Genomic DNA, 24,572 nt, shown 5'->3' with positions numbered 1-24,572 from the left:
CAAACAATGCGCAGCTAGTCGGGAGTACGCATGCAACAGTCTCATCAGGTTTGGGTTTTAGGTGCCAGTGGTTATAGTGGTGCGGCCTTGTGTCGCATCCTGGCGCGACATCCCTCGGTGAACATTGCTGGCGCCTTTAGTTCCGCAGGATCCTCGCCAGTTGAAATAAACAAACTCTATCCAGAATTAAGCGGCCAACTCGAGCTGATGGTAGAGCCATGGTGTGACAGCCTGATTACCGAGGCTGCTTCTGCAGTGGATAGTGTCTTCCTTGCGCTGCCCCATGAAGCAAGCGCCTTTCTGGCCCCCTTGTTGTTGCAGCAAGGCTGTCGGGTGTATGATCTGTCCGGCGCGTTTCGCCTCGACGATGTGAATAACTATCCACTTTATTATGGTTTCGAGCACACTCACCCCGAGTTGCTCGCTGCAGCCAACTATGCGCTGCCTGAGCTAAATCAATCCAACGCAGCCTACGATGCGCCTTTGCAAAGTCTCCCTGGTTGTTATCCCACCGCTGCAACACTTGCGCTTGCGCCGTTGTTGCAAAGTGGTTTATGCGATTCAGCACAGATGCCGGTGGTGACCGCAGTAAGCGGTGTTTCCGGGGCAGGTCGCAAAGCATCCCTGACCACCAGTTTCTGCGAAGTAAGCTTGCAGCCCTATGCGGTGCTGACCCATCGTCATCAGATTGAGCTTGAGCAAAACCTGAAGTGTGAACTTATATTTGTCCCTCAGTTGGGTAACTTCAAGCGCGGCATCGTGGCGACCGCTGTGGTAACGCTGAAAGCCGACGCGGATGGTCGTGTCCCGGACAAGGCGGTGGTAGAGGCATTGTACCAGCAGGCCTATGGTCATCAGCCGGCGATTCGGCTGCGTGATCAGCCAGCAAAGATCGATGATGTCGCGCATACGCCATTTTGCGATCTCTATGTGCAGGTTGTCGGTCGTAAAGTGGTCATTATTGCTGCGCTGGATAATCTACTCAAAGGCGCGGCCTCCCAGGCGGTGCAGGTATTTAATCTAAGCAACGGGTTTGACAGCATGGAGGCACTGCTATGAAGCAACCTCCTTTAGTTGTCAAAATCGGCGGGCGGGCGCTGAACGATCTGGCGGCCCTCGAATCCTTGTTAACCCGGCTGGTCGCGACTAGCCAGACCCGTCCCACGGTGCTGGTCCATGGCGGGGGCGATTTGATCGATGCCTGGTTGCAACGTTTCGAGCGTCCGGTGGTTAAAAACCAGGGGCTCAGAGTCACTCAGGCGAGCGACATGCCAGTGGTGGCCGGGGCCTTAGCCGGTGCGCTCAATAGTCAGCTGGTTGCCACCATCAATGCGCTGGGAACAGCTGCCTGTGGTATGTCGTTAGCGGACGCCCATTGGTGTCGCCTGGTTGAGGACACTGCCCGCGGTGCTGTTGGCATACCCGACATTGCGCAGAGCGATGCAGGGTATCTGACGACCTTGTTAGATGCCGGTTTGCTGCCCGTGGTGAGTTCTGTGGGGATGCTGGCCAACGGCCAGTTGGTTAACGTCAACGCGGATCTTGCGGCAGCCGCGGTTGCGGCGGTGTTGGAAGCCGATCTGCTGTTGCTGACTGATGTGGATGCCATTCTTGATCAGCAGGGCAATCCGGTGACTGATGTTACACCGCTGCAGGCGCAGGCGCTGATCGACAGCAATGTGGTCCATGATGGCATGAAAGTAAAACTGGAAGCAGCGCTGCAGGCTGCTCAGCTTTCCCGACGAAGCACCGCGGTAGCGGCCTGGTATAGCCAGGCGCCGCTTACCGCCATCCTCAATGGCCAGGCTCTGGCCAGCCGGATCGTTGTCGACGATTCAACGTCAGCTTAATCCAATTTATTTTAATTCAAGGAACTTCAATGCAGTCTAAACACTGTTTATCACTGCTTGATTTGTCGCCAGCCGATATTCGGGGTGTCCTCGATCTGGCCAGACAGATGAAAGCAGAACCGGCCGCGTACGCGAATTGTTTACGCGGCAAAAGTATCGCGATGCTGTTTGAAAAGCCGAGCCTGCGCACCCGGGTTAGCTTCGATGTGGGTATCTATCAATTAGGCGGCCAGGCGATTTACCTCGATAGTAAGCAGGTTGGGCCGGGTTCACGCGAAACGGTTCAGGATATCGCCAATAATCTGGGGTGCTGGACCCATGCCATTGTGGCCCGGGTCTACCAGCATGCGACTCTGACGGAGTTAAGCCAGGGGCGTATCCCAGTGGTCAACGCGTTGTGTGATCAGCATCATCCCTGTCAGACCTTAGCCGACTTACTGACCTTGCAGGAACTCTATGGCGACGAGCTCAGCGAGACCCGGGTTGCTTACCTGGGCGATGGTAATAACGTGTGCCAGTCGCTGATGGTTGGCGCCGCGGCGCTGGACCTTTCGTTGCAGGTGGTAACGCCGCCGTCGTTGCAGCCCACTAAGGACATTCAGACGCAATTGGACCAGTTGTATCCGGCGCACCGGGTCACAACCCACAATGCGGTCGATGCACTCCACACGATGGATGTTCTCTACACCGATACCTGGATCTCGATGGGTGAGGAAGGCGGCGAGGTAGATGCAAAAAAAGCGGCCTTAAGCGGCTATCAGGTCAATGCCGGGTTACTTAAGCAAACTGGTGCCCGTCATGTCATGCATTGTCTGCCGGCTCACCGCGATGAAGAGATCAGCAGTGAGATCCTGGATCAGCAGCAAGCTGTGGTCTTGCGCCAGGCAGAGAACCGTATGCACGTACAAAAAGCACTTTTAACCATTATGATGAACGAGGAATTCCAATGAGCACGTCTATTAACAAAGTTGTTTTAGCCTATTCGGGCGGTCTGGATACCTCGGCGATTGTGCCTTGGTTAAAAGAAACCTACCAATGTGAGGTCATCGCTTTCGTTGCTGACGTGGGTCAGGGCGATGCCGAATTAGAAGGCATTGAAGACAAAGCGCGTAACTCAGGTGCGTCAGCCTGTTATGTGGTCGACTTGAAAGAAAAAATGATGCAGCAGGTGGTGGTTCCGGCGATGCAGGCAGGCGCCATTTATGAAGGCGATTATCTGCTTGGCACCGCCCTGGCACGGCCGGTGATTGCTCAAGCTCAGGTCGAGCTTGCGCTGGAGCTAGGGGCGGATGCGGTGTCGCATGGCTGCACCGGCAAAGGCAATGATCAGGTACGTTTTGAAGGAACCTACGCGGCATTAGCGCCGCAGCTAAGCGTGATTGCGCCATGGCGTGAATGGCCCTACAAGTCGCGTGAAGACTTGCTCAATTACCTCGCTGAGCGCCAGATCCCCTGTGCGGCGAGTAAAGAAAAAATGTACAGCCGTGACGCTAACCTGTGGCATATCTCGCACGAAGGTGGAGAGCTGGAAGACCCATGGCAGTCGCCAAGCGATAAAGTCTGGACCTTAACCAACAGCCCGAAGGAGGCACCGGATCAGCCACTTGAGGTTAATTTACGCTTTGTGCAGGGATGTCTGAATGCGGTCAACGGACGCCAGGGGACACTTAGCTCCATGCTCAGTGAACTCAACGAACTGGCCGGCACCCACGGCGTAGGGCGGATTGACATTGTGGAGAATCGGCTGGTCGGCATGAAGTCACGCGGTTGTTACGAAACCCCGGGTGGAACCCTCTGGTACCGCGCGTTGCAGGGGCTCGAACAGCTTACGATGGATCGTCCCAGTGTGCAGTTGCGTAAGTACCTTGGCAATCAGTTGGCCCAGGTTCTGTACGATGGTAACTGGTTTACGCCGGTGCGCCATGCACTGACTGCGGCCGCAGGCGAACTGGCAGCGGTGTTAACCGGCGACGTTGTGGTGGAGCTGTATAAAGGGCAGTGTACCGTGGTGCAGAGACGGTCGCCGCAAAGCCTCTACTCAGAAGCATTTGCCACCTTTGAAGATGACGATGTCTATAATCAGAAAGACGCCGCAGGTTTTATTCGTTTGCACAGTTTGCCGAGCCGGATCCGGGCGCTGCAGCAAACCAAAGGAGGTCAGCTATGAGTATGTGGGGTGGGCGCTTTGCGGCGCCTTCAGCAGAGGTTTTTACCCGTTTCAATGACTCATTGCCGTTTGACTATGTGCTGGCACCGTATGAAATTGTCGCCAGCAAAGCCTGGTCGAAATCGCTGCAGGGCGCGGGAATTATTAACGCCGATGAGTGCCAACAGTTGCTGCAGGGGCTTGATGAACTGGCTGAGGAGCTCAAGCAAACGGCGGATTTACCGGTGCGGGATCGCGCCGAGGACATTCATAGCTGGATTGAAGCTGAGTTACAGGACAAGTTGGGCGCGGTGGGCCGTAAACTGCATACCGGGCGGAGCCGCAACGACCTGGTGGCGACCGATCTCAGGCTGTGGCTAAAGGCTGAGTACCAGGCTTTGCAAGCCTCTCTTATCAGTTGCATTAACGCGCTCATCCAGTTTGCTAAACGCCACCAGGCAACGGTCATGCCCGGCTATACGCATTTGCAGCGGGCGCAGCCGGTATTGCTGGCCCACTGGGCACTGGCCTACGTCGAGATGCTGGAACGTGATCATATGCGTTTGCAGGCTGCTGTCCTGCACATGGACCAGTCACCACTTGGCTGTGGCGCATTGGCCGGGACCGGACTGGATATCGATCGTGAGGCACTGGCGCAGGAAATGGGCTTTCAAAGTGCGTGTGAGAATAGCCTCGACGCAGTCTCTGATCGCGACTTTGTAGTGGAGTGTCTTAGTGTCGCCAGCCTGTCGATGGTTCATCTGTCCCGCTTGTGTGAAGACGTGGTCTTCTACGCCTCCGGTGAAGCAGGCTTTTTCCTTCTTGGCGATGCCATAAGCAGTGGTTCGTCATTGATGCCACAAAAGAAAAACCCGGATGTTTTCGAGCTGGTACGGGGTAAAAGTGGCCGCGTTGCCGGCCACTTGCAGGCGATGCTAATGACGCTGAAAGGCTTGCCCCTGGCGTACAACAAGGATCTGCAGGAAGACAAAGAAGCCTTATTTGATGGCGTCAGTCAATGGAAAAATAGCCTCGATATCATTACTTACAGTCTGGCTCATATTGAAGTCGACTCCAATGCTACTGCGGAGGCGGCCAAACGAGGCTATAGCAATGCCACCGATTTAGCCGACTATCTGGTTAGCAAAGGCGTTCCGTTTCGTGATGCGCATGAGCAAAGCGGTAAGCTGGTGCTGCAGGCGATCGATAAAGGGGTTAGTCTGGAACAGCTCCCGCTTGCGCAGATGCAACAGATCAACCCGGTGATAGCAGAGGATGTCTACCCAGTACTGGAAGTTGAAGCTGGCTTGCAGGCACGTAATGCTCTTGGTGGCACCTCACGGCAGCAAGTCAAACAGGCGTTAGTGCGTGCAGAGACGCAGTTAAACGCGCAAAAAGCTGAATTGAAACAGGTTCGCCAGGCCAGATTGTCTGATGTCGATGCAATATATGAGCTGATCACCTACTGGACCGGTAAAGGCGAGCACCTGCCACGGCCAAAAGCCGATATTATGCAGGCCATTCACACCTTTGCAGTGGTTGAAGTGGAGAATAAGGTGGTCGGCTGCGCTGCGCTCTATGTCTATGGAACTGGCTTAGCGGAAATCCGTTCCCTCGGCTTAAAGCCTGGGCTGGAAGGGCGGGGATTAGGTGCTGCCATTGTTCATTTCTTGCTTGGCCAGGCCCGGGATCTGCATATCAACCGGGTTATCGTACTCACCCGGGCTGCTGAGTTTTTCCGTCGCCTTGGCTTTAAAGATGCGGATAAATCCCGTTGGCCAGAAAAAGTAATGAAGGACTGTGAGCTGTGTCCGCGTAAGCATAATTGCGATGAAAGCGGGCTTGAGTTCTACCTCTATACGGACTGATGTAAAAAAGCCCGCAACCATGCGTTTGCGGGCTTTCATCTGTTATGCAGTATTGCCGATTTGCTGCTTTAGAAATCAGCGCTTTTCGGCGCACGCGGGTAGGGAATAACATCGCGAATGTTAGTCATGCCCGTGACATAGGCAACTAAACGCTCGAAACCAAGACCAAAACCAGCGTGAGGCACCGTGCCATAGCGGCGTAAATCGCGATACCAGCTGTACTCTTCAAACGGCAAATCCATCGCGGCTAAGCGATCGTCCAGTACATCCAGTCGCTCTTCGCGGGCGCTGCCGCCGATGATCTCACCAATACCCGGAGCGAGTACGTCCATCGCGGCCACGGTTTTACCGTCGTCGTTCTGACGCATATAGAAGGCTTTAATGTCACGTGGGTAATTTTTCAGGATAATTGGTGCGCCAACGTGTTCTTCGGCAAGATAACGTTCGTGCTCGGATTGCAGATCGACACCCCATTCGACAGGGTAGTTGAAGGTTTTGCCACAGTTTTTCAGGATCTCGATGGCATCGGTGTAATCCATATGGACGAATTCATTGTCGACCACATGTTGCAGGCGTGTAATGGCTTCCTTGTCGATACGCTGGGCAAAAAATGCCATATCGTCGGCACGTTCTTCAAGCACCGCTTTGAACACGTACTTGAGCATGTCTTCGGCCAGTCGGGCGATGTCATTTAAATCGGCAAAGGCCACTTCCGGCTCAATCATCCAGAATTCAGCCAGGTGGCGGCTGGTGTTGGAGTTTTCAGCGCGGAAAGTTGGACCGAAGGTGTAAACCTTGGACAGTGCCGAGGCAAAGGCTTCGACATTGAGCTGGCCTGATACGGTAAGAAAGGCTTCTTTCCCGAAGAAGTCTTCGCTGTAGTCAATCTCGCCTTTGTCAGTGCGTGGCAGGTTCATCATATCCAACGTTGAGACGCGGAATAACTCACCGGCACCTTCAGCATCACTGGTGGTAATAATTGGAGTGCTGATCCAGTAGTAGCCCTGTTCATGAAAGAAGCGGTGAACCGCCTGCGCCAGGCAATGACGAACCCGGGTGACCGCGCCGGCGACATTGGTGCGTGGGCGCAGGTGAGCGTATTCACGCAGGTATTCCATGCTATGGCGTTTGGGAGCCATCGGGTAGGTGTCGGGGTCTTCAACCCAGCCATAGACATGCACGTTAGTGGCTTGCAGTTCAAAGTCCTGGCCCTGGCCTGCAGACTCAGCAATAGTGCCTTCAACAGCCACCGAACAGCCCGTGGTTAACTTGAGTACGTCGCTACTGTAATTGTCGAGTTCGCTCGGTACAACGGCCTGAACGGCATCAAAGCACGAACCATCATGCAGATTAACAAAAGAAATGCCCGCTTTCGAGTCCCGACGGGTGCGGACCCAGCCGCGCACGGTCACTGTGTCGCCAACAGCAAACTTGCCAGCGAGAACGTCCTTAACAGCCGCATATTGCATGAATGATTCACTCCGGTTATACATTCTGGATACTTTTAATTGGGCTGCTATGTTACCGCGCTTTGCGCTAGACTCAAGTAGGCAAGGGCCTAAAAGCATGGAAATTTAACAAAAAAGCGTGTCTTACTTCAGTTTACTGCTTAAAGCGCCGATAACCAGGCAAAGGTAAAGCCTTGGAACCTGGATTTGGCGACACGGATTGCACGGCATGAATTGAAAAACTAACCAACGCGACATTAAATGGAATAGGTGGGATGGAACAATCATGATGAAGCAACAATCACCTGCAAGGTTACGCAAGCTTAATAAAGTGCTTGGCACACTCAGCCTGGTCGGCTGGTCCTTCTTTATCGTTGCGCTTTATATGTACCATTACGCAGCGCCGAACCCGGATAATTTTTACGATCAGATCCTTGATAGTTCAGTCCAGACCACTTGGAACGCTACTTATGCCGATATGTTTATGTTTTTTATGAGCGTCGGTGTGTTAGTTACCTTAGTGGCATTGGCGCTTAATGTGTATCTTTACCGCATGCACCGTACCCATATCTGGATAAACCTGATCCTCTTGTTATTGGCTGGTTGCGGTATCCTGCTTTACTTTGTGCGCGCTATCAGCAGCTAACACAGACCGTTAACTGCTGAGTCGCTGGCATAAAGCAAGCATGGCGTCGGTTAACCGACGCAGCTGATCCGGCTCAATAATGTAAGGGGGCATGATATATAGCAAGCGCCCGAAAGGCCGGATCCAGACCCCTTGCTCTACCAGCCATGCCTGGGTGGAGGCCATTTCTAAAGGTTCCGCCAGTTCTACGACACCAATTGCTCCGAACACCCGAACCTGGTTGACTGCGGTTAACCCATTACAGCGCGCCAGTTCACGCTCAAGTTGCTGCGAAATGGCCGCAACCTGTTGCTGCCAATGGCCCTCGGCAATAATATCAAGGCTGGCACAGGCGACAGCACAGGCTAATGGGTTACCCATGAAGGTCGGACCATGCATTAATGATCCGCCGCCAGGCCCCTGACCGATTTGCTCAGCCACATGCCGCTGGGCAATGGTCGCGGCCAGGGTCATATAACCGCCAGTAAGGGCTTTGCCCACGCACATAATGTCAGGCACTACATCCGCATGCTCACAGGCAAACAATTTGCCGGTGCGGCCAAAACCTGTAGCGATCTCGTCGCATATTAATAACACATCGTGCTGGTCACATAGCTCGCGCACCCGTTTGAGATAAGTAGGGTGATAGAAACGCATACCGCCTGCGCCTTGCACCACCGGCTCGAGGATAATTGCAGCCAGGCTGTTGTGATTGTTCTCCAGCAAGGTGCGTAAACTGTCAATATCGCGTTCGTCCCACCGATCGTGCGGGGTCAGTGTCGGCGCATCGGCGAACAGGTGTTTCGGTAGCACCCCCTGAAACAGGCCATGCATTCCATTCACCGGATCGCACACTGACATCGCGGCGAAGGTGTCGCCGTGATAGCCACCACGAACGGTCAATAGCATGTTTTTGTCACTGCGCTGGCGACTGACCTGATACTGCAATGCCATCTTAATTGCCACTTCTACACTGACTGAGCCGGAGTCAGCCAGAAACACGGCATCCAGCGGGGCAGGGGTCATCGCAACCAATCGGCGCGCCAGTTCAACCGCCGGTTTGTGGGTAATACCACCGAACATGACATGACTTAACTGAGCAGCCTGCTGTTGCAAAGCCTGATTGAGTTGCGGGTGGTTGTACCCATGAATAGCGGCCCACCAGGAGGACATGCCGTCGACTAGCTGACGGCCATCATCGAGGGTCAGCGTTGCGCCGCTGGCGCTGTTAACGGGGTAACAGGGTAGCGGGTTGGTCAGTGATGTGTATGGGTGCCATAGATGAGTCTGGTCAAACTGCAGATCATCACTTGTACAAATATTCACCATAAGTAAACCTGGCTAACTTCATTTGGTTGACAGTGTAAAGCGGATGCCTAAGCTAGTCGAGTATTGCGTCGTGCATGGGTGACTTAAACACCGGGCACGCCAACCAGTCAATCAACCCAACGATTAGAGTATTGCCGTGACTATACAAACTTTATCCGCCAGTGATTCATCAGCTAATTCACCGACTCGCCGCCGCTGGACGCGTGCAGACATCGATGCGCTATTCGCCAAGCCGTTTATGGATCTCGTGTTTGAAGCACAGCAGGTGCATCGTCAGCATTTCCGCCCCAACGAAGTGCAGGTCAGTACTTTGCTGTCGATTAAAACCGGCGCCTGCCCGGAAGATTGCAAATACTGCCCGCAAAGCGCGCGCTATGATACCGGGCTGGAAAAAGAACGCCTGATGGAAGTGGAAAAGGTACTCGAGGCGGCTGAACGCGCTAAATCGATTGGCTCGACCCGCTTCTGCATGGGGGCTGCATGGCGTAACCCAAAAGATCGCGATATGCCCTATATCATTAAAATGATCCAAGGCGTGCGCGATTTGGGTCTGGAAACCTGTATGACCCTGGGCATGTTGTCGCCGCCGCAGGCGAAGGCGCTGAAAGAAGCCGGACTGGATTACTACAATCATAATCTGGATACTTCCGCTGAATACTACGATCAGATTATTACTACCCGAACCTTTGCCGATCGCCTGAATACCCTCGACAACGTACGTCAGGCGGGGATGAAAGTCTGTTCAGGCGGCATTGTTGGGATGGGCGAAGAGGCGGCTGACCGCACTGGTCTGTTAATGGAACTGGCGAACCTTGAGCAACCGCCGGAAAGTGTACCGATTAACATGCTGGTCAAAGTCGCAGGCACGCCAATGTCTAACGTTGAAGACCTCGACCCGTTTGAATTTATCCGCTGCATAGCGGTGGCGCGTATTCTCATGCCGCAATCTCATGTTCGTCTGTCGGCGGGCCGCGAGGAAATGAACGAACAAATGCAGGCCCTGTGCTTTATGGCCGGAGCCAACTCGATTTTCTACGGGGAAAAACTACTGACCACGTCGAATCCAGACGCAGAACGCGATCAGAAATTGTTTGAACGCCTTGGGATCACACCTGAAGCTCGTCAGGACTATTCCGATGAAGTGCATACCGCGGTGGCTGAAGAAGCGATTCAGGCAAGTCGGCAACCGGCGAGTAAGCCACTGTTTTATGATGCATCCTGAGCGCCAGCATGGACAGGTTTCGAACTAAGCTGCAAAGTAACAAACAACAGCGGCTGGCGGCTGGCCTTTGGCGCCAGCCGAATGTTGCCGCCCCTGATCTGCTCAATTTTTGCAGCAATGACTATCTTTCACTGCGCTCACACCCGGCGGTGATTGAAGCCTATCAGCAAGGCCTTGCCCGGTATGGCACCGGCTCCGGTGGCAGCCCGTTAGTCAGCGGCTATCAGCAACCACATTATGAGCTGGAGCAGCGTCTGGCAGAATGGCTGGGGCGTGACGCTGTGGTATTACTGGGCAGCGGCTATGCAGCCAACCATGCCGTGGTATCGGTGCTGGCCGAGCACGATGTGAGCCTTTTATTTGATAAACGCAATCACGCTTCCATGTATGACGCCTGTATGGCCAGTCAGGCGGTGATGCAACGCTTCAACCACAACGATATGGATAGCCTGTGTAAACGCGCGTCACGCCAGTCTGCGGGGACCTGCGCCATTGCCAGTGAAGGCGTTTTCAGTATGGATGGTGACGCGGTCCCATTAGCGCAGTGTGTGCAGACCAAAGCCAGCCTCAGCAGTCAGCATCGTGAAGTACTGCTGTGGCTTGACGATGCCCATGGGCTTGGCGTAACAGGGCCGGGTGGTCGAGGTGTTGGCGGCATGACCACCGCCGATGAGGTGAATATTATCAGTGCGACCTTCGGTAAAGCTTTTGCCATGAGCGGCGCCTTTGTCGCAGGTGATAAGGACTTTATCGAAGCTATCTGGCAGAGCGCACGGCATTATATCTATAGCACCGCCTTTAGTGCGGCGCAGGCGATGGCCATCAGCAAAGTGCTCGATATTCTGCAGACAGAGCCCGACCACCAACAGCGTTTGCAGGCCAATATTGAACACTTCAAACAGGGCCTGTTGCAACTCGGCTGGCGCACGCCACAAAACAACCTCTTGCTCAACCATGCGATTCAGCCGGTGCTTTGTTACAGCAATCAACGCGCACTGGCGCTGAGCCAGGCGTTGCGCCAGCAAAACATTCTTTGCTCAGCTATTCGCCCGCCTACGGTTCCGCCAGGCCGGGCCTGCCTTCGTTTCACTCTGAATTCGGGTCATACCCGCGAACAGCTTGATCATGTTTTAGATGCGCTCGGAGAATCTCCCCATGCTTAGTCAGGTAGCCATCGATAAGCAGCATATTCAACACAGCTTCGACCGCGCCAGCACAAGCTATCAGCGGTATAACCAGCTGCAACAGCAGGTGGCCAGCTCGATGCTAACCATGCTGGGTGCGACGAAGTACCCCAGTCTGCTTGACGCGGGCTGTGGGCCGGGGATTAATTACCCGGCCCTGGCAGACTATTGCAATGACTATATTGGCCTCGACCTGAGCCGAGCTATGGTTAGCAAAGCGGTCGCCGTATTGAGTGCTGCGGAAGCTAAGACTAACAGTACCCTCATTCAGGGTGATCTCGAAGCTATCGGATTAGCCACTAACAGTGTCGATGCGGTATTTTCAAGTCTCGCCATTCAATGGGCGCACCAGCCTGCTGACGCATTGGCTGAACTGGTTCGGGTCAGCAAACCGGGCAGTCCAATTCTGATAAGCACCGTGCTAGCAGATAGTTTACAGCCACTTAGCCAGTTACGGACGGCAATCGACGGTCAGCCCGGTGCCAATCTGCAACTGAGCCTGAGTGACTGGCGTTATTTGCTAACACAACAGCAGGGCCTGGCGAGCTGGCGCTGTGTCGAAGAACAACTGACGGTATACAGTCCGGATCTGAAAACATTGCTACTAGGCATTAAAGGCGTGGGGGCAACGGCCCGCAACGGGGGGGCTTTAAGTCCCGGCACCTGGCGTCAATTAGCCGCCGATTATGAAGCGCATCGCAGCGTCGCAGGATTGCCACTGACCTATCAGATTGGCTTTATCGAGGCGTATAAAGAGTAAGAAGAGCCGCTAAACGCGTTGCTAACGTGGCTTTTTGTTGTCTATTTTGGTGAGAAAAACTCATAATGAAGAAACTTTTTATCACGGGTACCGATACGGATTCGGGTAAGACGCTTGTATCATCCCTTATTTTAAAGGCGCTGAATCGAGAGCGTTTACTAACAATAGGTTTTAAGCCTATAGGTAGTGGCGGTCAACCCAACCCGGACGCAGAGCAGTTGCGCCAACTCAGTACCATCGCGGTGCCGGCGCAGGCGGCAAACCCGTTTTGCTTCACCCCGGCAATCGCCCCCCATATTGCAGCGGCCCAGGCAGGGGTGAAGATTGAACCGGCGGCACTCACTACGCATTTGCGTCAGCTTAGCTTGCATAAACCCGATCTGGTACTCACCGAAGGCGCGGGCGGCTGGCTGTTGCCGATCAATGACGATGAGTATTTGAGTGATTGGGTAGTTAGCGAAACCATGGATGTAATCCTGGTAGTGGGGATGAAACTGGGCTGCCTTAACCACGCCTTGCTGACCGCTAAAGCTATTGCCGCAGACGGTGGACGTTTAATAGGCTGGGTCGCGAATCAATGTACTCAGCAGCCGATGGATTATTTGCACGACAACCTGAGCTATCTGAAAGCACATATGCCAGCACCCTGTCTGGCGTATGTGCCGTACCATAGCGATACTCAGCAAGCTGAATTTACTGAGGATGAACGCCGGGCACTGCTTACAGCCATTGACTGCAATCCTGCTGTGGCTGAATAGGGCGTTTAACGCCTGCATGAAAGGAGTAGCCGGGTTTACTGCCAAGTAAACGCATGCGGCCATTGCTAACGTCCAGGGCCGTGCCTTCCTGAATGGCCAGCACCGGAGTATGACCGTCTAGCGCCATGAACTCAGTCAGGCGTTGATCCCGGGTCTCGCCGTGGAAACCAACAGGCGTGAAATCGGAATAGTGCGGGTTAATCTGTACTGGCAGTAGCGCAAGGGCCTTGAATGACGGCGGTTGAACGATCGGCATGTCGTTGGTCGTACGGATACTAAGTCCCGCCAGGTTCGACCCTGCACTCCAGCCAGCGTATGGCACGCCCTGACTAACCCGGCGCCGTATCACATCGAGCAGACCGTAGCGGTACAGGGTATCGAGTAGTACGAAGGTGTTGCCACCGCCGATTGCAATCGCATCTGCTTGCTCGAGAGCAGCTTTAGGGTCGCTGTAACTTTCGATACCGCGCAGATTGATACCTGCTGGGCGCAAGGCAGTGGCGACTTTACGGGTGTAGGCCTGATGAGACATGCCCACGCCAGCATAGGGAATAAAAAGCACTTCACGGTCAGCGAAGTGGTCTGCAAGCCAGCTGCGAGCGTGTTCAAGGTAGGGCGTGTTATCGGCTTTGGATGCGCTGATTAGTAACAGTCTGGCCAGTGGGGAGACAAATTTAGACATGGAAATACCTCGTTGATGATGAGCTACTAGCTTAACGTCCCCAATTAAGCATGGCAAAGACTTGATTTAGCAGACTTAAGCCGCATATTAACGGAAGTATATAGGGCCTGTTCGCCGCTCTTTGCAGAAAGACGGCAACCTGACTAAGAGGAACATCGAGCATGAAACGTATCGCGTTGTTTTTAGCCACTAACCTGGCTGTTATCCTGGTGCTTAGCGTCGTACTAAACATCCTGATGACTGTATTTGGCGTGGAATTTGGCAATTATCAGGGGCTGCTGTTGTTTGCAGCGGTGTTCGGTTTTGGCGGTGCGTTCATCTCACTGTGGATGTCCAAATGGATGGCGAAGCATTCAACCGGCGCTCAGGTTATTGAACGACCCCGTAATGAAACCGAGCGCTGGCTGGTTGAGACGGTCGCCGCGCAGGCCCGCAAAGCCGGTATTAAAATGCCCGAAGTCGCGGTGTATCAGTCGCCTGAGCCGAATGCTTTTGCCACCGGCGCGAGTAAAAACAATTCATTGGTGGCGGTGTCCAGTGGCCTGCTGCAAAGCATGAACAAAGACGAAGTTGAAGCGGTGCTAGCGCATGAAGTCAGTCATGTTGCCAATGGTGACATGGTCACTCTGACCTTGATTCAGGGAGTGGTAAATACCTTTGTGATCTTTCTGGCGCGAGTCGTTGCCGGCTTCATTAATAATGCCTTACGGGGTGGTGGTCAACAAGGTGGCCGCCAAGGCATCGGTGGCGGCTTTGCCTACTACGGCATTGTGATTGTACTGGAAATTCTGTTTGGCATTTTAGCCAGCATCATTGTGATGTACTTTTCCCGTCAGCGTGAATACCGGGCCGACGCAGGCGCCGCAAACTTAGTCGGCGCGCATAAGATGATTAGCGCACTGCAGCGCTTAGCTGGCGGGCGCGACTCACAACTGAACAGCAGTATGGCGGCGTTCGGCATTAAGGGGAAACGCGCGAAGAGTGAGTTATTTCTTAGTCATCCACCGATTGAAAAGCGCATTGCCGCGTTACGGGGAGGAGGTCAATGATTTTATCGACGGATTCGATGAGCCCGGAGCAGATCTACCATACGACGGTACAAACCTTACTACCAAGGCCTATCGCCTGGGTCTTAACCGAGCATGAAAGCGGCCACTATAACCTGGCGCCGTTCTCCTATTTTACCGCGATATCCAGCGACCCGGCGTTACTGATGTTCTCGGTTGGTGACAAAGCGCCGGGCGAAGGGAAAGATACCAAGGTCAATGTTGCCCGACACCCGTACTTCACGGTGCACATTCCATCGTTTCGACACGCCGAAGCGGTGACAGAAACCTCGCGGACATTGCCGGCTGAGCAGTCGGAATTGCAACGGATAGGTTTGCAACTAACTGACTTTGAGGGTTTTTCCATGCCGCGGCTGGCCGATTGCAGTGTCGCGTTTGGCTGCAGTTTGCATGACATACAGCCGGTTAAAGGGGCTCCACAGAGCATGGTGTTTGGTCGTGTTGAGCATATTTACATTGCGGACCAGTGCGCCCGCAACGAAGTTGTTACCAAAGCGGACGGTAGCAGCAGCCAGCGGTTGACTGTCGATGCCGCAGCGATTGATCCTCTGGCGCGTTTAGGTGGTAATCAATATGGACGTCTCGGGGAAACTCTGAGCGTACCACGACCCAGATAATACAAGCGGTTGCCTTGCTTTTGGCAAGGCTTCTTTATACATTGGAAAACCATATAAAAGCACTCGTGCATGAACAACAGGTGGTAATGCAGTATGACCTCATGGAAAGCTAACAGCTGGCGCTCGAAATCTATTCAGCAGCAACCCAATTATAAGGATAGCGAGCAGGTAAATTGGGTAGAAGGCCAGCTCCGCAGCTTTCCTCCACTGGTTTTTGCCGAAGAAGCACGCCGTTTACAGCAGCATTTAGCGGATGTGTGTCAGGGGCAGGGGTTTTTGCTGCAAGGCGGAGATTGTGCTGAGTCGTTTACCGACTTCAATGCGCCGAAAATTCGTGACACCTTTAAAGTCATGCTGCAGATGGCTGTGGTACTGACCTTTGCCGGGTCATGCCCGGTGACCAAAGTGGCGCGGATGGCAGGGCAATATGCCAAGCCTCGTTCCAGTGATATGGAAACCATTGACGGTGTGACCCTGCCAAGCTATCGCGGCGACATTATCAATGGCATTGACTTTACCCCGGAGGCCCGCGAGCCGCAGCCGGAGCGTATGCTAACGGCCTACAACCAAAGTGCGGCAACACTCAACTTACTGCGTGCGTTTGCTCAGGGCGGGCTGGCCGACCTGCATAAGGTTCATAAATGGAATATGAGTTTTATTGCGGCGAACCCGTTAAAAGACAAGTACCGTCAGGTCGCTGAGCAGATTTCTGAAACCTTACATTTTATGGAAGTGCTGGGCATCGATGCGCAGAGCCATCCGACCATTCATGAGACCGAGTTATTTACCTCGCATGAAGCCTTATTGTTGCCTTATGAAGAAGCATTGACCCGTATCGATACGCTGACCGGGTTACCCTACGACTGTTCTGCGCATATGCTGTGGATCGGTGAGCGAACACGACAGCTTGATCATGCGCATATTGAGTTCTTTCGTGGCATTCACAACCCGGTTGGGGTTAAGATCGGGCCAACCATGGAGCCCGATGAGCTGATGAAGCTGCTGGATGTACTCAATCCAGGCAACGTCCCCGGACGGATCACACTGATTACCCGGATGGGCGCTGATGCGCTGGGTGAGCGACTACCGGCCCTAATCCGCCGCGTACAACGCGAAGGCAGACAGGTGGTGTGGTCCAGTGATCCTATGCATGGCAACACGGTGAAGGCCGAGAACGGCCTTAAAACGCGCAATTTTGACGCAATCATTCGTGAGTTAAAGCAGTTCTTTGCGGTGCATCAAGCCGAAAACAGCTATGCTGGTGGTATACATTTAGAAATGACCGGGCAGGACGTGACTGAGTGCACAGGCGGTGCGTATCAAATCAGTGAATCTGACCTGGCTAAACGCTATAAAACCCAGTGTGATCCCCGTCTCAACGGCGACCAGGTACTGGAACTGGCGTTTCTTATTGCGGACACCCTGCGTGATGCACGCAATGGCCGCGTTTAATTTGCAGTGAAAGCAGGTACGGCGTTAACGCCGACCGCTTCCCATACAGAACAAGGAATTATTAACATGTCGCAAGACGCTGAGCAGTTTTTCGCTAACTTATGGCAAGACTATATTGGCAAAACACCGAGTGCCGAAAAGGTCCATCAGGTGTTAGGCGGCGGTGCTGAGATCATCAACGATCACGTGGCTTTCAGAACCTTTAACATAGCCCCGGTGCGTTTGGAAAAACTGGCTGAACTGTTTGAAAACATGGGCTACTTTGCAAATGGCGATTACCATTTCGAAGCCAAAAAGCTGCGTGCGAAGCACTATGAACATGCCAACAAAGACTTACCCAAGATTTTCATCAGTGAGTTGCTGGTAGAAGAGTTTTCTGAGGACACGCAACAGGTGATCGCCGATATGGTGGCGTCTATTGACCCCTCAGTGGTTGAACAGCCGGAATTCCTGTATTCCGGAACGCATTGGCAGGTGACTCATGCCCAGTATGAAAAATTACTGGAAGAGAGTGAGTACGCCGCGTGGATGAGCGCGTTCGGTTTTTGTGCCAACCACTTTACCGTTAGCATTAATCGTTTACCTGGTTATACCGATATTGAGGCGGTGAATGCGAAGCTGAAAGAGGAAGGCTTTACCCTTAATAGTGCGGGCGGCGAGATCAAAGGAAATCCAGAGGTCTATCTTGAGCAGTCGTCGACCATGGCTGACCGTATTCCGGTGTCCTTTGCGGATAAAGTTGCTGAGATCCCAAGCTGTTTTTATGAGTTTGCTAAACGTTACGAAATGGCGGACGGTGAACTCTATACTGGCTTTGTCGCTGCCTCGGCCGATAAGATCTTTGAAAGCACTAACGCCAAAGGCTAGGCCAAAGGCGAGCTGAGACGCAAGCACTGCAATAGTCGCTTACATCAAAAAAACGCTGGCATGTCGCCAGCGTTTTTTGTTGTTGCGACCCATGGGGTCGGAAAGCTTAGTATCTGTGGCGCTCCAGCTTCGCTTCATCCATGATTTTGGCTGCAAGCTCTTCGACTGAGGCATGGGTTGAGTTAAGAAACGGAATCGCTTCCTGACTGAATAAATGCTCAATTTGATTAATTTCTAACTGACACTGTTCAAGCGAGGCATAACGACTATTGGCGCGCCGTTCCTGCCGGATTGACTGTAATCGCTCGACGTCGATGGTAAGACCGAATAGCTTGTGACGATGCATTTTCAGATCATAACTGAGCTGCAGGTTATCCAGGTCGTCCTCGGTAATCGGATAGTTCGCCGCTTTGATCCCGTATTGCAACGCCAGGTACAGGCAGGTTGGGGTTTTACCGGTGCGGGAGGCGCCAATCAGAATAATATCGGCCTGACCATATTCTTTGGTGCTGACCCCATCGTCATTGTCCAGGGTGTAATTTACCGCGTCGATACGAAAGTTATAGTCTTGATGAATACCATGAGTGCGGTTGGTTTTCGGCTGCGCTTTGATACCCAGCTCAGCTTCCATCGGCTCCACGTAATGATCAAGAAAGTCATAGCTTATGCCCTGGCTCTGATTGATGATGCGTTTGATTTCAGTGTTGACGAAGGTGTGGAAAATTAACGGTTTTTCGCCATCTTCACTGGCTGCGGCGTTGATTTGCTGGCAGCAACGGGTAGCTTTTTCTGCGCTATCGATAAACGGCAAAGTTCGGTGTTTGAATTTCATCGGAAAGAGCGACAGCATGGCGTGGCCAAAGGCTTCAGAGGTGAGTGCAGTGCCATCAGAAATGTAAAACGCAGTACGCATGGGTATAAATCCTTAGTCAATGTGACACAGATATTAACTTGTTGGTGAACACCGTGTAAAATAGCCGCCACTCACCACGCATACATTAAATCTCAATAAGGACTGTATTGTGCAAGATTACGTGCTTTGGTACCAGCAGCTGGGTATGAACGATGTCGGCCGCGTAGGGGGCAAAAATGCCTCTCTCGGGGAAATGATCAGCAACCTGGCAGGGGCTGGCGTAACGGTTCCCGGGGGCTTTGCTACCACTGCCGACGCGTTTAACGAGTTTTTAGAACAAAGCGGGATCAACGAAAAGATTCACCAACTCCTCGACACCCTTGACGTCAATGACGTAAAAAAACTCGCAGAAGTTGGCAAACAAATCCGTCAGTGGATTATTGATACCCCCTTCCAAGCCAATTTAGACCAAGCCATCCGCACCGCCTACAACGAACTCACCACCGACAATGCAGACGCCAGCTTCGCTGTGCGCAGTTCAGCTACTGCTGAAGACATGCCGGATGCGTCGTTTGCGGGTCAGCAGGAAACCTTCCTTAACGTGAAGGGCATCGATGCAGTGATGGAAGCTATTAAGCACGTATTTGCCTCATTGTTTAATGACCGCGCTATTTCATACCGCGTTCACCAGGGCTACGATCACCGTGGTGTTGCACTGTCGGCGGGTATCCAGCGCATGGTACGCAGTGACTTAGCAGCCTCTGGCGTGATGTTTTCAATCGACACTGAATCAGGTTTTGACCAGGTGGTCTTCGTGACCTCGTCGTACGGCCTTGGCGAGATGGTGGTGCAGGGCGCGGTAAACCCGGACGAATTCTTTGTTCATAAGCCGACATTAGCGGCCGGACGGCCATCGGTTATTCGTCGTACCTTAGGTAGTAAGCAGATTGAAATGGTTTACTCCGATGACAGCAGTCACGGTAAGCAAGTCAAAACTCAGGACATCGATGCCGAACGCAGTGGTCGTTTCTCATTAAACGACGATGAAATCGCAGAGTTAGCTAAACAAGCGGTTATCATTGAAAACCATTATGGCCGCCCGATGGACATCGAGTGGGCCAAAGATGGTCACGATGGCAAGCTGTACATTGTTCAGGCGCGCCCTGAAACGGTGCGGTCCAACGAGTCATCACAGTCGATTGAACGTTTTACCTTGCAGGGTAAATCAGAGGTAGTCGCCAGTGGCCGCGCGATCGGGCAGAAAATTGGCCGTGGTAAAGCGCGCTTATTGAGTTCAATTGACGAGATGGATCAGGTGCAGCCGGGTGACGTTCTGGTAACGGATATGACCGACCCGGACTGGGAACCGATCATGAAGCGGGCGAGTGCAATCGTGACCAATCGTGGCGGACGTACCTGCCACGCGGCGATTATTGCCCGTGAGCTTGGTATTCCGGCGGTTGTTGGGTGTGGCGATGCGACTGACTTAGTTAAAGACGGTCAGATGGTGACGGTTTCCTGTGCTGAAGGTGACACCGGTCTGATTTATGACGGCGAGCTTGAGTTTGATGTGACTCAGTCAGAAGTTGGTGCGATGCCTGCGCTGCCACTGAAGATCATGATGAACGTGGGTAACCCGGACCGCGCTTTTGAGTTTGCCCGTTTGCCGCACGCCGGGGTTGGTCTGGCGCGTCTTGAGTTTATTATCAACCGAATGATTGGGGTTCACCCTAAAGCCTTGCTCAACTTCGATCAGCAAAGCAGCGAACTGCAGGCTGAGATCACAAAGATGATGGCGGGCTACAGTGATCCGGTTGAATTCTATATTCAGCGTCTGGTTGAAGGTATTTCTACCATTGGTGCATCCTTCGCGCCGGAGCGGGTCATTGTGCGCATGTCTGACTTTAAGTCAAACGAGTATGCGAACCTGGTTGGCGGTCGTCAGTATGAGCCTGAGGAAGAGAACCCGATGCTCGGCTTCCGTGGCGCATCACGTTACATTTCTAAAGACTTCCGCGATTGCTTCGCGCTTGAATGTGAAGCAATTAAGCGTGTGCGTAATAGCATGGGTCTGACTAACGTCGAGATTATGATCCCGTTCGTTCGTACCGTGGATGAAGGGCGGCAGGTTATTGAGATCCTGGCTGAGCACGGTCTGGTTCAGGGCGAAAATGGTCTGCGTGTGATTATGATGTGTGAATTGCCATCGAATGCGTTGCTGGCCGATGAGTTCCTCGATATCTTTGATGGTTTTTCGATTGGTTCAAACGACCTTACTCAGCTAACCTTAGGGCTGGATCGTGACTCAGGCTTAATCGCGCATCTGTTCGAAGAACGTGACCCGGCGGTGAAAGCGCTGTTATCGATGGCCATACAGACCGCGAAAAAACGTGGTAAGTATGTCGGCATTTGCGGCCAGGGCCCGTCCGATCACCCCGACTTTGCCAAGTGGCTGGTCGAGCAGGGCATTGATTCGGTATCACTGAACCCGGACACCGTGCTGGATACCTGGCTTTACCTGGGTAAAGAGCTGGGTAAAGAGCAAGGTAAAGAGCAGGCCTAAGTGCTGGTTTACCAGCAGTATGCCAAGCACAAATCAGGCGGATTTTGATAACCACTATCGAAATTAAGCTTATTTAGTAAACAGCCTGGTATTTGCCAGGCTGTTTTGTTTTACGCTTAGAGACATTTAAGAAAAGGACCCGAGATCTTGATACTGCCAACTTTATCGCCTGAGCAAACCCTGCAACCTGAGTATGAGGCCTTTATTCAAGCCCTGGAACGCACAGCGTTCAGTGGCGATATTGACCTCACATACGCTGGTCGTCTGATTGCATCAACAGATAATAGTATTTATCAGCAGCTTCCGCAGGGGGTGGTTTACCCGCGTACCCAGGAGGATGTTGGCATTGTGATGGCGCTAGCGGCGCAGGCCGCTCACCAGCAGATTCAGTTCTCCCCGCGCGGCGGTGGGACTGGCACCAATGGACAGTCGCTCACCAGCTGGCTGGTGCTTGATTTGAGCCGCTATCTGACCCGGGTTCTTGAAATCAATATTGAAGAAGGCTGGGTGCGTGTTGAAAGTGGCCTGGTCAAAGATGCCCTGAATAAGGCACTCGCGCCCCACGGTTTCTTTTTTGCCCCAGACACCTCGACCAGCAACCGTTGTACATTGGGGGGCATGATCAACACCGATGCCTCAGGGCAGGGCTCTCTGGTATACGGTAAGACCAGCGACCATATTCTTGAACTGGCCAGCTACACGCTGCATGGTACACGCTTAACCACCCGTCCGATTCCGCTGAAGCAGGCTCGGGAGCTGGCACAACTGGCCACACCTGAAGGTGGCATCTACCAGCAGGTGATTAAAAGCTGTGTCGATTTGCGCGGTGAAGTGGTAAAACGCTTCCCGCCACTCAACCGTTTCCTCACTGGCTATGACCTCAAGCATGCCTATGACGCAGACAGTGAACAGGTGGATCTCAGTCGGCTGATTGCAGGTTCGGAAGGAACGCTGGCGGTGGTCACTGAGGCCAAACTTAATATCACCCGCATTCCACGGCATAAAGTCCTGGTCAACGTCACCTACAGCAGTTTTCAGTCGGCCTTGCGCCATGCACCAGCGTTGGTCGAAGCGCAAGCCACGTCAGTCGAAACTATTGACAGCAAGGTGCTTGACCTGGCCCGCAATGACATTGTCTGGCATGGGGTTAAAGACATGCTGGAAAGTGATTCAGCGACGCCAATGGATGGCATCAATATGGTCGAATTCACCGCTACCTCTGAGTATGCGCTGGAGAAAAAATTAACCAGTTTAACCAGCATGCTGGACGACAGTATACGCCAGCAAAATGGGGTGATCGGGTATCAAATTTGCGATGACCCCGCCAGCATCGGCCGAATTTATGCGATGCGCAAAAAGGCTGTTGGCTTACTCGGCGCGACCAAAGGGGCGCGTAAGCCGATCGCCTTTGTCGAAGACACCGCGGTACCGCCAGAGCACCTGGCTGACTACATCAGCGAATTTCGCGACTTACTCGATGCGCACCAGCTTAACTACGGCATGTTTGGCCATGTCGATGCCGGGGTCTTGCACGTCCGCCCGGCGTTAAATATGCAGGACCCGGAGGACGAAGCGCTGGTGCGAACGATTAGCGATCAAGTGGTTGCGCTGACAGCGAAATACAAAGGCCTGATGTGGGGTGAGCATGGCAAAGGGTTCCGTTCAGAATACGGCCCCGAGTTTTTTGGTGAGCTGCTGTATCAGGAACTGTGTAAGCTAAAAGCGGTGTTCGACCCATTAAACCGTTTAAACCCTGGTAAGATATGCACGCCGTATCAAAGCCAGCAGGCTTTGGTCAGTGTGGATGCCACCAAACGAGGCTGGTTTGATCGCCAGATCCCGCTGGCTACCCAGGGCGTTTACCAAACAGCAATGGACTGCAATGGCAATGGCTTGTGCTTTAACTTCGACAAAGATACCCCAATGTGTCCGTCCTACCGCGTCACGGGTGATCGCCGCTACTCGCCGAAAGGCAGGGCCAGCCTTTTACGCGAATGGCTGCGCCTGACAAGTCTTGCGGGTCTCGACGCCGGGATTGAACCCAAGGCGCGTGCGTCCTGGTGGCAGCGCTGGCGTAACCGCAAACAGACAGATGATTTTAATCATGAGGTCAAGGCCAGCATGGATGAATGCCTGGCCTGCAAAGCTTGTGGCTCACAGTGTCCGGTTAAGGTTGATATCCCCAGTCATAGGGCGCGGTTTTTAGCCCATTACCATAGTCGCTATGGACGGCCGCTGAAAGATTATCTGGTCAAGAATATTGAACACTGGCTACCGCGCATGGCGGCGCACCCGCGACTTATAAATAGTCTGATGGGTGGACGGCCCGGACGCTGGGTTTCGGCTGAATTGCTGGGTTATGTTGATGCCCCCAATTTGTCGGTGCCGGCACTGACCCGTCGGGATGCTTATCGTAAGGCACTCAGCTGGCAGCAGTTTCTTGAATTACGCCAGGGTAATGCGCTGAATGAGGCTGAGCAGTCTCATTTTGTTGGTATCGTGCAGGACCCATTTACCTCGTTCTACGAGGCAGAGCTGGTTGAAGATCTGCTCAAATTGGCCGCACGCCTTGGTGTGCAGGCGGTGATCCTGCCGTACCGGGCGAACGGCAAAGCGGCGCATGTGAAAGGGTTTTTAGCTGAGTTCCGCCAGCTTGCCAGGGTTCAGGCGCAGCAGCTGCAGCAAGCGGCCGACATGGGCTTACCGCTGGTCGGTCTCGATGCATCGACGGTGTTATGTTACGCCGATGAATATCAACAGTTCCTTGGTGCTGAACGCGGTAACTTTAAGGTTAAGTTAGTCCAGCAGTGGCTGCAGGAGGATGTCGATGAGAGCATCCTGCGTGATTTTATTAAGCCCGTACCAGCACCAGCCAGTCACGAGCAGCCGGTGGACTTATTGCTGCATTGTACGGAACAGACGGAACTGCCGCAGAGTGGCGCTAGCTGGCAACAGATCTTTGCCAAAGTAGGTGTTGAGTGCCGTCCACTGCAAACGGGATGTTGCGGTATGGCAGGGACGTATGGCCATGAAGCTGAGCATCAGGCGAAAAGTAAACAGCTGTATGCAATGAGCTGGCAGCCTAAGCTGGCATCCAGCGAAAAGCCTCTGGCGACCGGCTTCTCGTGCCGCTGTCAGGCTCAGCGAGTGGAGCAGCGGCGTTTGCAGCATCCGTTGCAACATTTGCTGCAAGTGCTCAGTTAGGCCGTTTACCCGCTGCAATTTACTGGCTACAGTTTACCAGGCACAAAAAAAGGGCTCAATTGAGCCCTTTTTCTATC

At 53.3% G+C, this 24,572-nt stretch carries 20 protein-coding genes; 16 read left to right on the top strand and 4 right to left on the bottom strand.

What is annotated here, in order from left to right; genetic code table 11:
* Window positions 1–30: 30 nt before the first annotated feature.
* The 5 genes from argC to argH are packed head-to-tail and all read left to right on the top strand — an operon-like array spanning window position 31 to window position 5,864.
* A complete protein-coding gene (gene argC, locus CWE14_RS03110) occupies window positions 31–1,059 on the top strand; it encodes an N-acetyl-gamma-glutamyl-phosphate reductase (protein WP_126798027.1) in 1,029 nt (342 codons plus the stop codon).
* Window positions 1,056–1,850, top strand: coding sequence for an acetylglutamate kinase (argB, locus tag CWE14_RS03105; protein WP_126798026.1), 795 nt, complete (start codon window positions 1,056–1,058; stop codon window positions 1,848–1,850). Before argC ends, argB begins: the two co-directional genes overlap by 4 nt.
* Window positions 1,851–1,879: 29 nt before the next feature.
* Window positions 1,880–2,800: an ornithine carbamoyltransferase gene (gene argF / locus CWE14_RS03100; protein ID WP_126798025.1), complete on the top strand. Its 921-nt coding sequence runs from the start codon at window positions 1,880–1,882 to the stop codon at window positions 2,798–2,800.
* A complete protein-coding gene (locus tag CWE14_RS03095; RefSeq protein ID WP_126798024.1) occupies window positions 2,797–4,017 on the top strand; it encodes an argininosuccinate synthase in 1,221 nt (406 codons plus the stop codon). Before argF ends, CWE14_RS03095 begins: the two co-directional genes overlap by 4 nt.
* The gene (gene argH / locus CWE14_RS03090) at window positions 4,014–5,864 is read left to right on the top strand and encodes an argininosuccinate lyase (protein ID WP_126798023.1); all 1,851 of its coding nucleotides are present in this window, start codon (window positions 4,014–4,016) and stop codon (window positions 5,862–5,864) included. The genes CWE14_RS03095 and argH overlap by 4 nt, the downstream gene beginning before the upstream one ends.
* Before the next feature lie 68 nt (window positions 5,865–5,932).
* Here the strand turns inward: argH and asnS are convergent, their stop codons facing one another.
* Window positions 5,933–7,333, bottom strand: a complete 1,401-nt coding sequence (gene asnS, locus CWE14_RS03085; RefSeq protein WP_126798022.1) for an asparagine--tRNA ligase — start codon at window positions 7,331–7,333, stop codon at window positions 5,933–5,935.
* A 265-nt stretch (window positions 7,334–7,598) separates the two neighbouring features.
* Between asnS and CWE14_RS03080 the strand changes: the two genes are divergently transcribed.
* Complete coding sequence (locus CWE14_RS03080) at window positions 7,599–7,958, top strand: hypothetical protein (RefSeq protein WP_126798021.1); 360 nt, start codon at window positions 7,599–7,601, stop codon at window positions 7,956–7,958.
* A gap of 9 nt (window positions 7,959–7,967) precedes the next feature.
* On the opposite strand, the gene bioA is transcribed toward CWE14_RS03080, so the two are convergent.
* Entirely contained in the window at window positions 7,968–9,266 is a 1,299-nt protein-coding gene (gene bioA / locus CWE14_RS03075) for an adenosylmethionine--8-amino-7-oxononanoate transaminase (RefSeq protein WP_126798020.1), read from the bottom strand.
* Window positions 9,267–9,402: 136 nt separating this feature from the next.
* Here bioA and bioB point away from each other — a divergent pair, with 136 nt between their 5' ends.
* The 4 genes from bioB (at window position 9,403) to bioD (ending at window position 13,190) form a co-directional block, all read left to right on the top strand.
* A complete protein-coding gene (gene bioB / locus CWE14_RS03070; protein WP_420837090.1) occupies window positions 9,403–10,488 on the top strand; it encodes a biotin synthase BioB in 1,086 nt (361 codons plus the stop codon).
* Between the two features lie 8 nt (window positions 10,489–10,496).
* Entirely contained in the window at window positions 10,497–11,651 is a 1,155-nt protein-coding gene (locus tag CWE14_RS03065) for an aminotransferase class I/II-fold pyridoxal phosphate-dependent enzyme (protein ID WP_126798019.1), read from the top strand.
* Window positions 11,644–12,432 (top strand): methyltransferase domain-containing protein, encoded by a 789-nt coding sequence (locus CWE14_RS03060; RefSeq protein WP_157981771.1) that lies wholly within the window; start codon window positions 11,644–11,646, stop codon window positions 12,430–12,432. The genes CWE14_RS03065 and CWE14_RS03060 overlap by 8 nt, the downstream gene beginning before the upstream one ends.
* Before the next feature lie 65 nt (window positions 12,433–12,497).
* On the top strand, window positions 12,498–13,190 hold the full coding sequence (bioD, locus tag CWE14_RS03055; RefSeq protein WP_126798017.1) for a dethiobiotin synthase: 693 nt from the start codon (window positions 12,498–12,500) through the stop codon (window positions 13,188–13,190).
* Here the strand turns inward: bioD and pepE are convergent.
* A complete protein-coding gene (pepE, locus tag CWE14_RS03050; protein WP_126798016.1) occupies window positions 13,153–13,872 on the bottom strand; it encodes a dipeptidase PepE in 720 nt (239 codons plus the stop codon). The two genes, bioD and pepE, sit on opposite strands and share 38 nt — an antisense overlap.
* Window positions 13,873–14,033: 161 nt before the next feature.
* On the opposite strand from pepE, the gene htpX reads away from it, so the two are divergent.
* The 4 genes from htpX (at window position 14,034) to CWE14_RS03030 (ending at window position 17,875) form a co-directional block, all read left to right on the top strand.
* Window positions 14,034–14,921 carry a protease HtpX gene (htpX, locus tag CWE14_RS03045; protein WP_126798015.1) on the top strand — a complete coding sequence of 296 codons (888 nt, stop codon included), beginning with the start codon at window positions 14,034–14,036 and terminating at the stop codon, window positions 14,919–14,921.
* On the top strand, window positions 14,918–15,556 hold the full coding sequence (locus tag CWE14_RS03040; protein WP_126798014.1) for a flavin reductase family protein: 639 nt from the start codon (window positions 14,918–14,920) through the stop codon (window positions 15,554–15,556). Before htpX ends, CWE14_RS03040 begins: the two co-directional genes overlap by 4 nt.
* A gap of 93 nt (window positions 15,557–15,649) precedes the next feature.
* The gene (locus tag CWE14_RS03035; protein ID WP_126798013.1) at window positions 15,650–17,008 is read left to right on the top strand and encodes a class II 3-deoxy-7-phosphoheptulonate synthase; all 1,359 of its coding nucleotides are present in this window, start codon (window positions 15,650–15,652) and stop codon (window positions 17,006–17,008) included.
* A 66-nt stretch (window positions 17,009–17,074) separates the two neighbouring features.
* Window positions 17,075–17,875 carry a DUF1338 domain-containing protein gene (locus CWE14_RS03030; protein WP_126787903.1) on the top strand — a complete coding sequence of 267 codons (801 nt, stop codon included), beginning with the start codon at window positions 17,075–17,077 and terminating at the stop codon, window positions 17,873–17,875.
* Between the two features lie 106 nt (window positions 17,876–17,981).
* On the opposite strand, the gene ppsR is transcribed toward CWE14_RS03030, so the two are convergent.
* Window positions 17,982–18,788 carry a posphoenolpyruvate synthetase regulatory kinase/phosphorylase PpsR gene (gene ppsR, locus CWE14_RS03025; protein ID WP_126798012.1) on the bottom strand — a complete coding sequence of 269 codons (807 nt, stop codon included), beginning with the start codon at window positions 18,786–18,788 and terminating at the stop codon, window positions 17,982–17,984.
* A 109-nt stretch (window positions 18,789–18,897) separates the two neighbouring features.
* Here ppsR and ppsA point away from each other — a divergent pair, with 109 nt between their 5' ends.
* Both ppsA and ydiJ read left to right on the top strand, forming a co-directional pair.
* Complete coding sequence (ppsA, locus tag CWE14_RS03020; protein ID WP_126798011.1) at window positions 18,898–21,291, top strand: phosphoenolpyruvate synthase; 2,394 nt, start codon at window positions 18,898–18,900, stop codon at window positions 21,289–21,291.
* Window positions 21,292–21,438: 147 nt separating this feature from the next.
* Window positions 21,439–24,495: a D-2-hydroxyglutarate dehydrogenase YdiJ gene (gene ydiJ, locus CWE14_RS03015; RefSeq protein ID WP_338022817.1), complete on the top strand. Its 3,057-nt coding sequence runs from the start codon at window positions 21,439–21,441 to the stop codon at window positions 24,493–24,495.
* Window positions 24,496–24,572 lie beyond the last annotated feature (77 nt).

Source organism: Aliidiomarina soli (assembly GCF_003986975.1).
GTDB classification, from domain to species: Bacteria; Pseudomonadota; Gammaproteobacteria; order Enterobacterales; family Alteromonadaceae; genus Aliidiomarina; species Aliidiomarina soli.
Note: the sequence above shows the minus strand (reverse complement) of the source record. Positions and strands in the feature narration are given on the sequence as shown.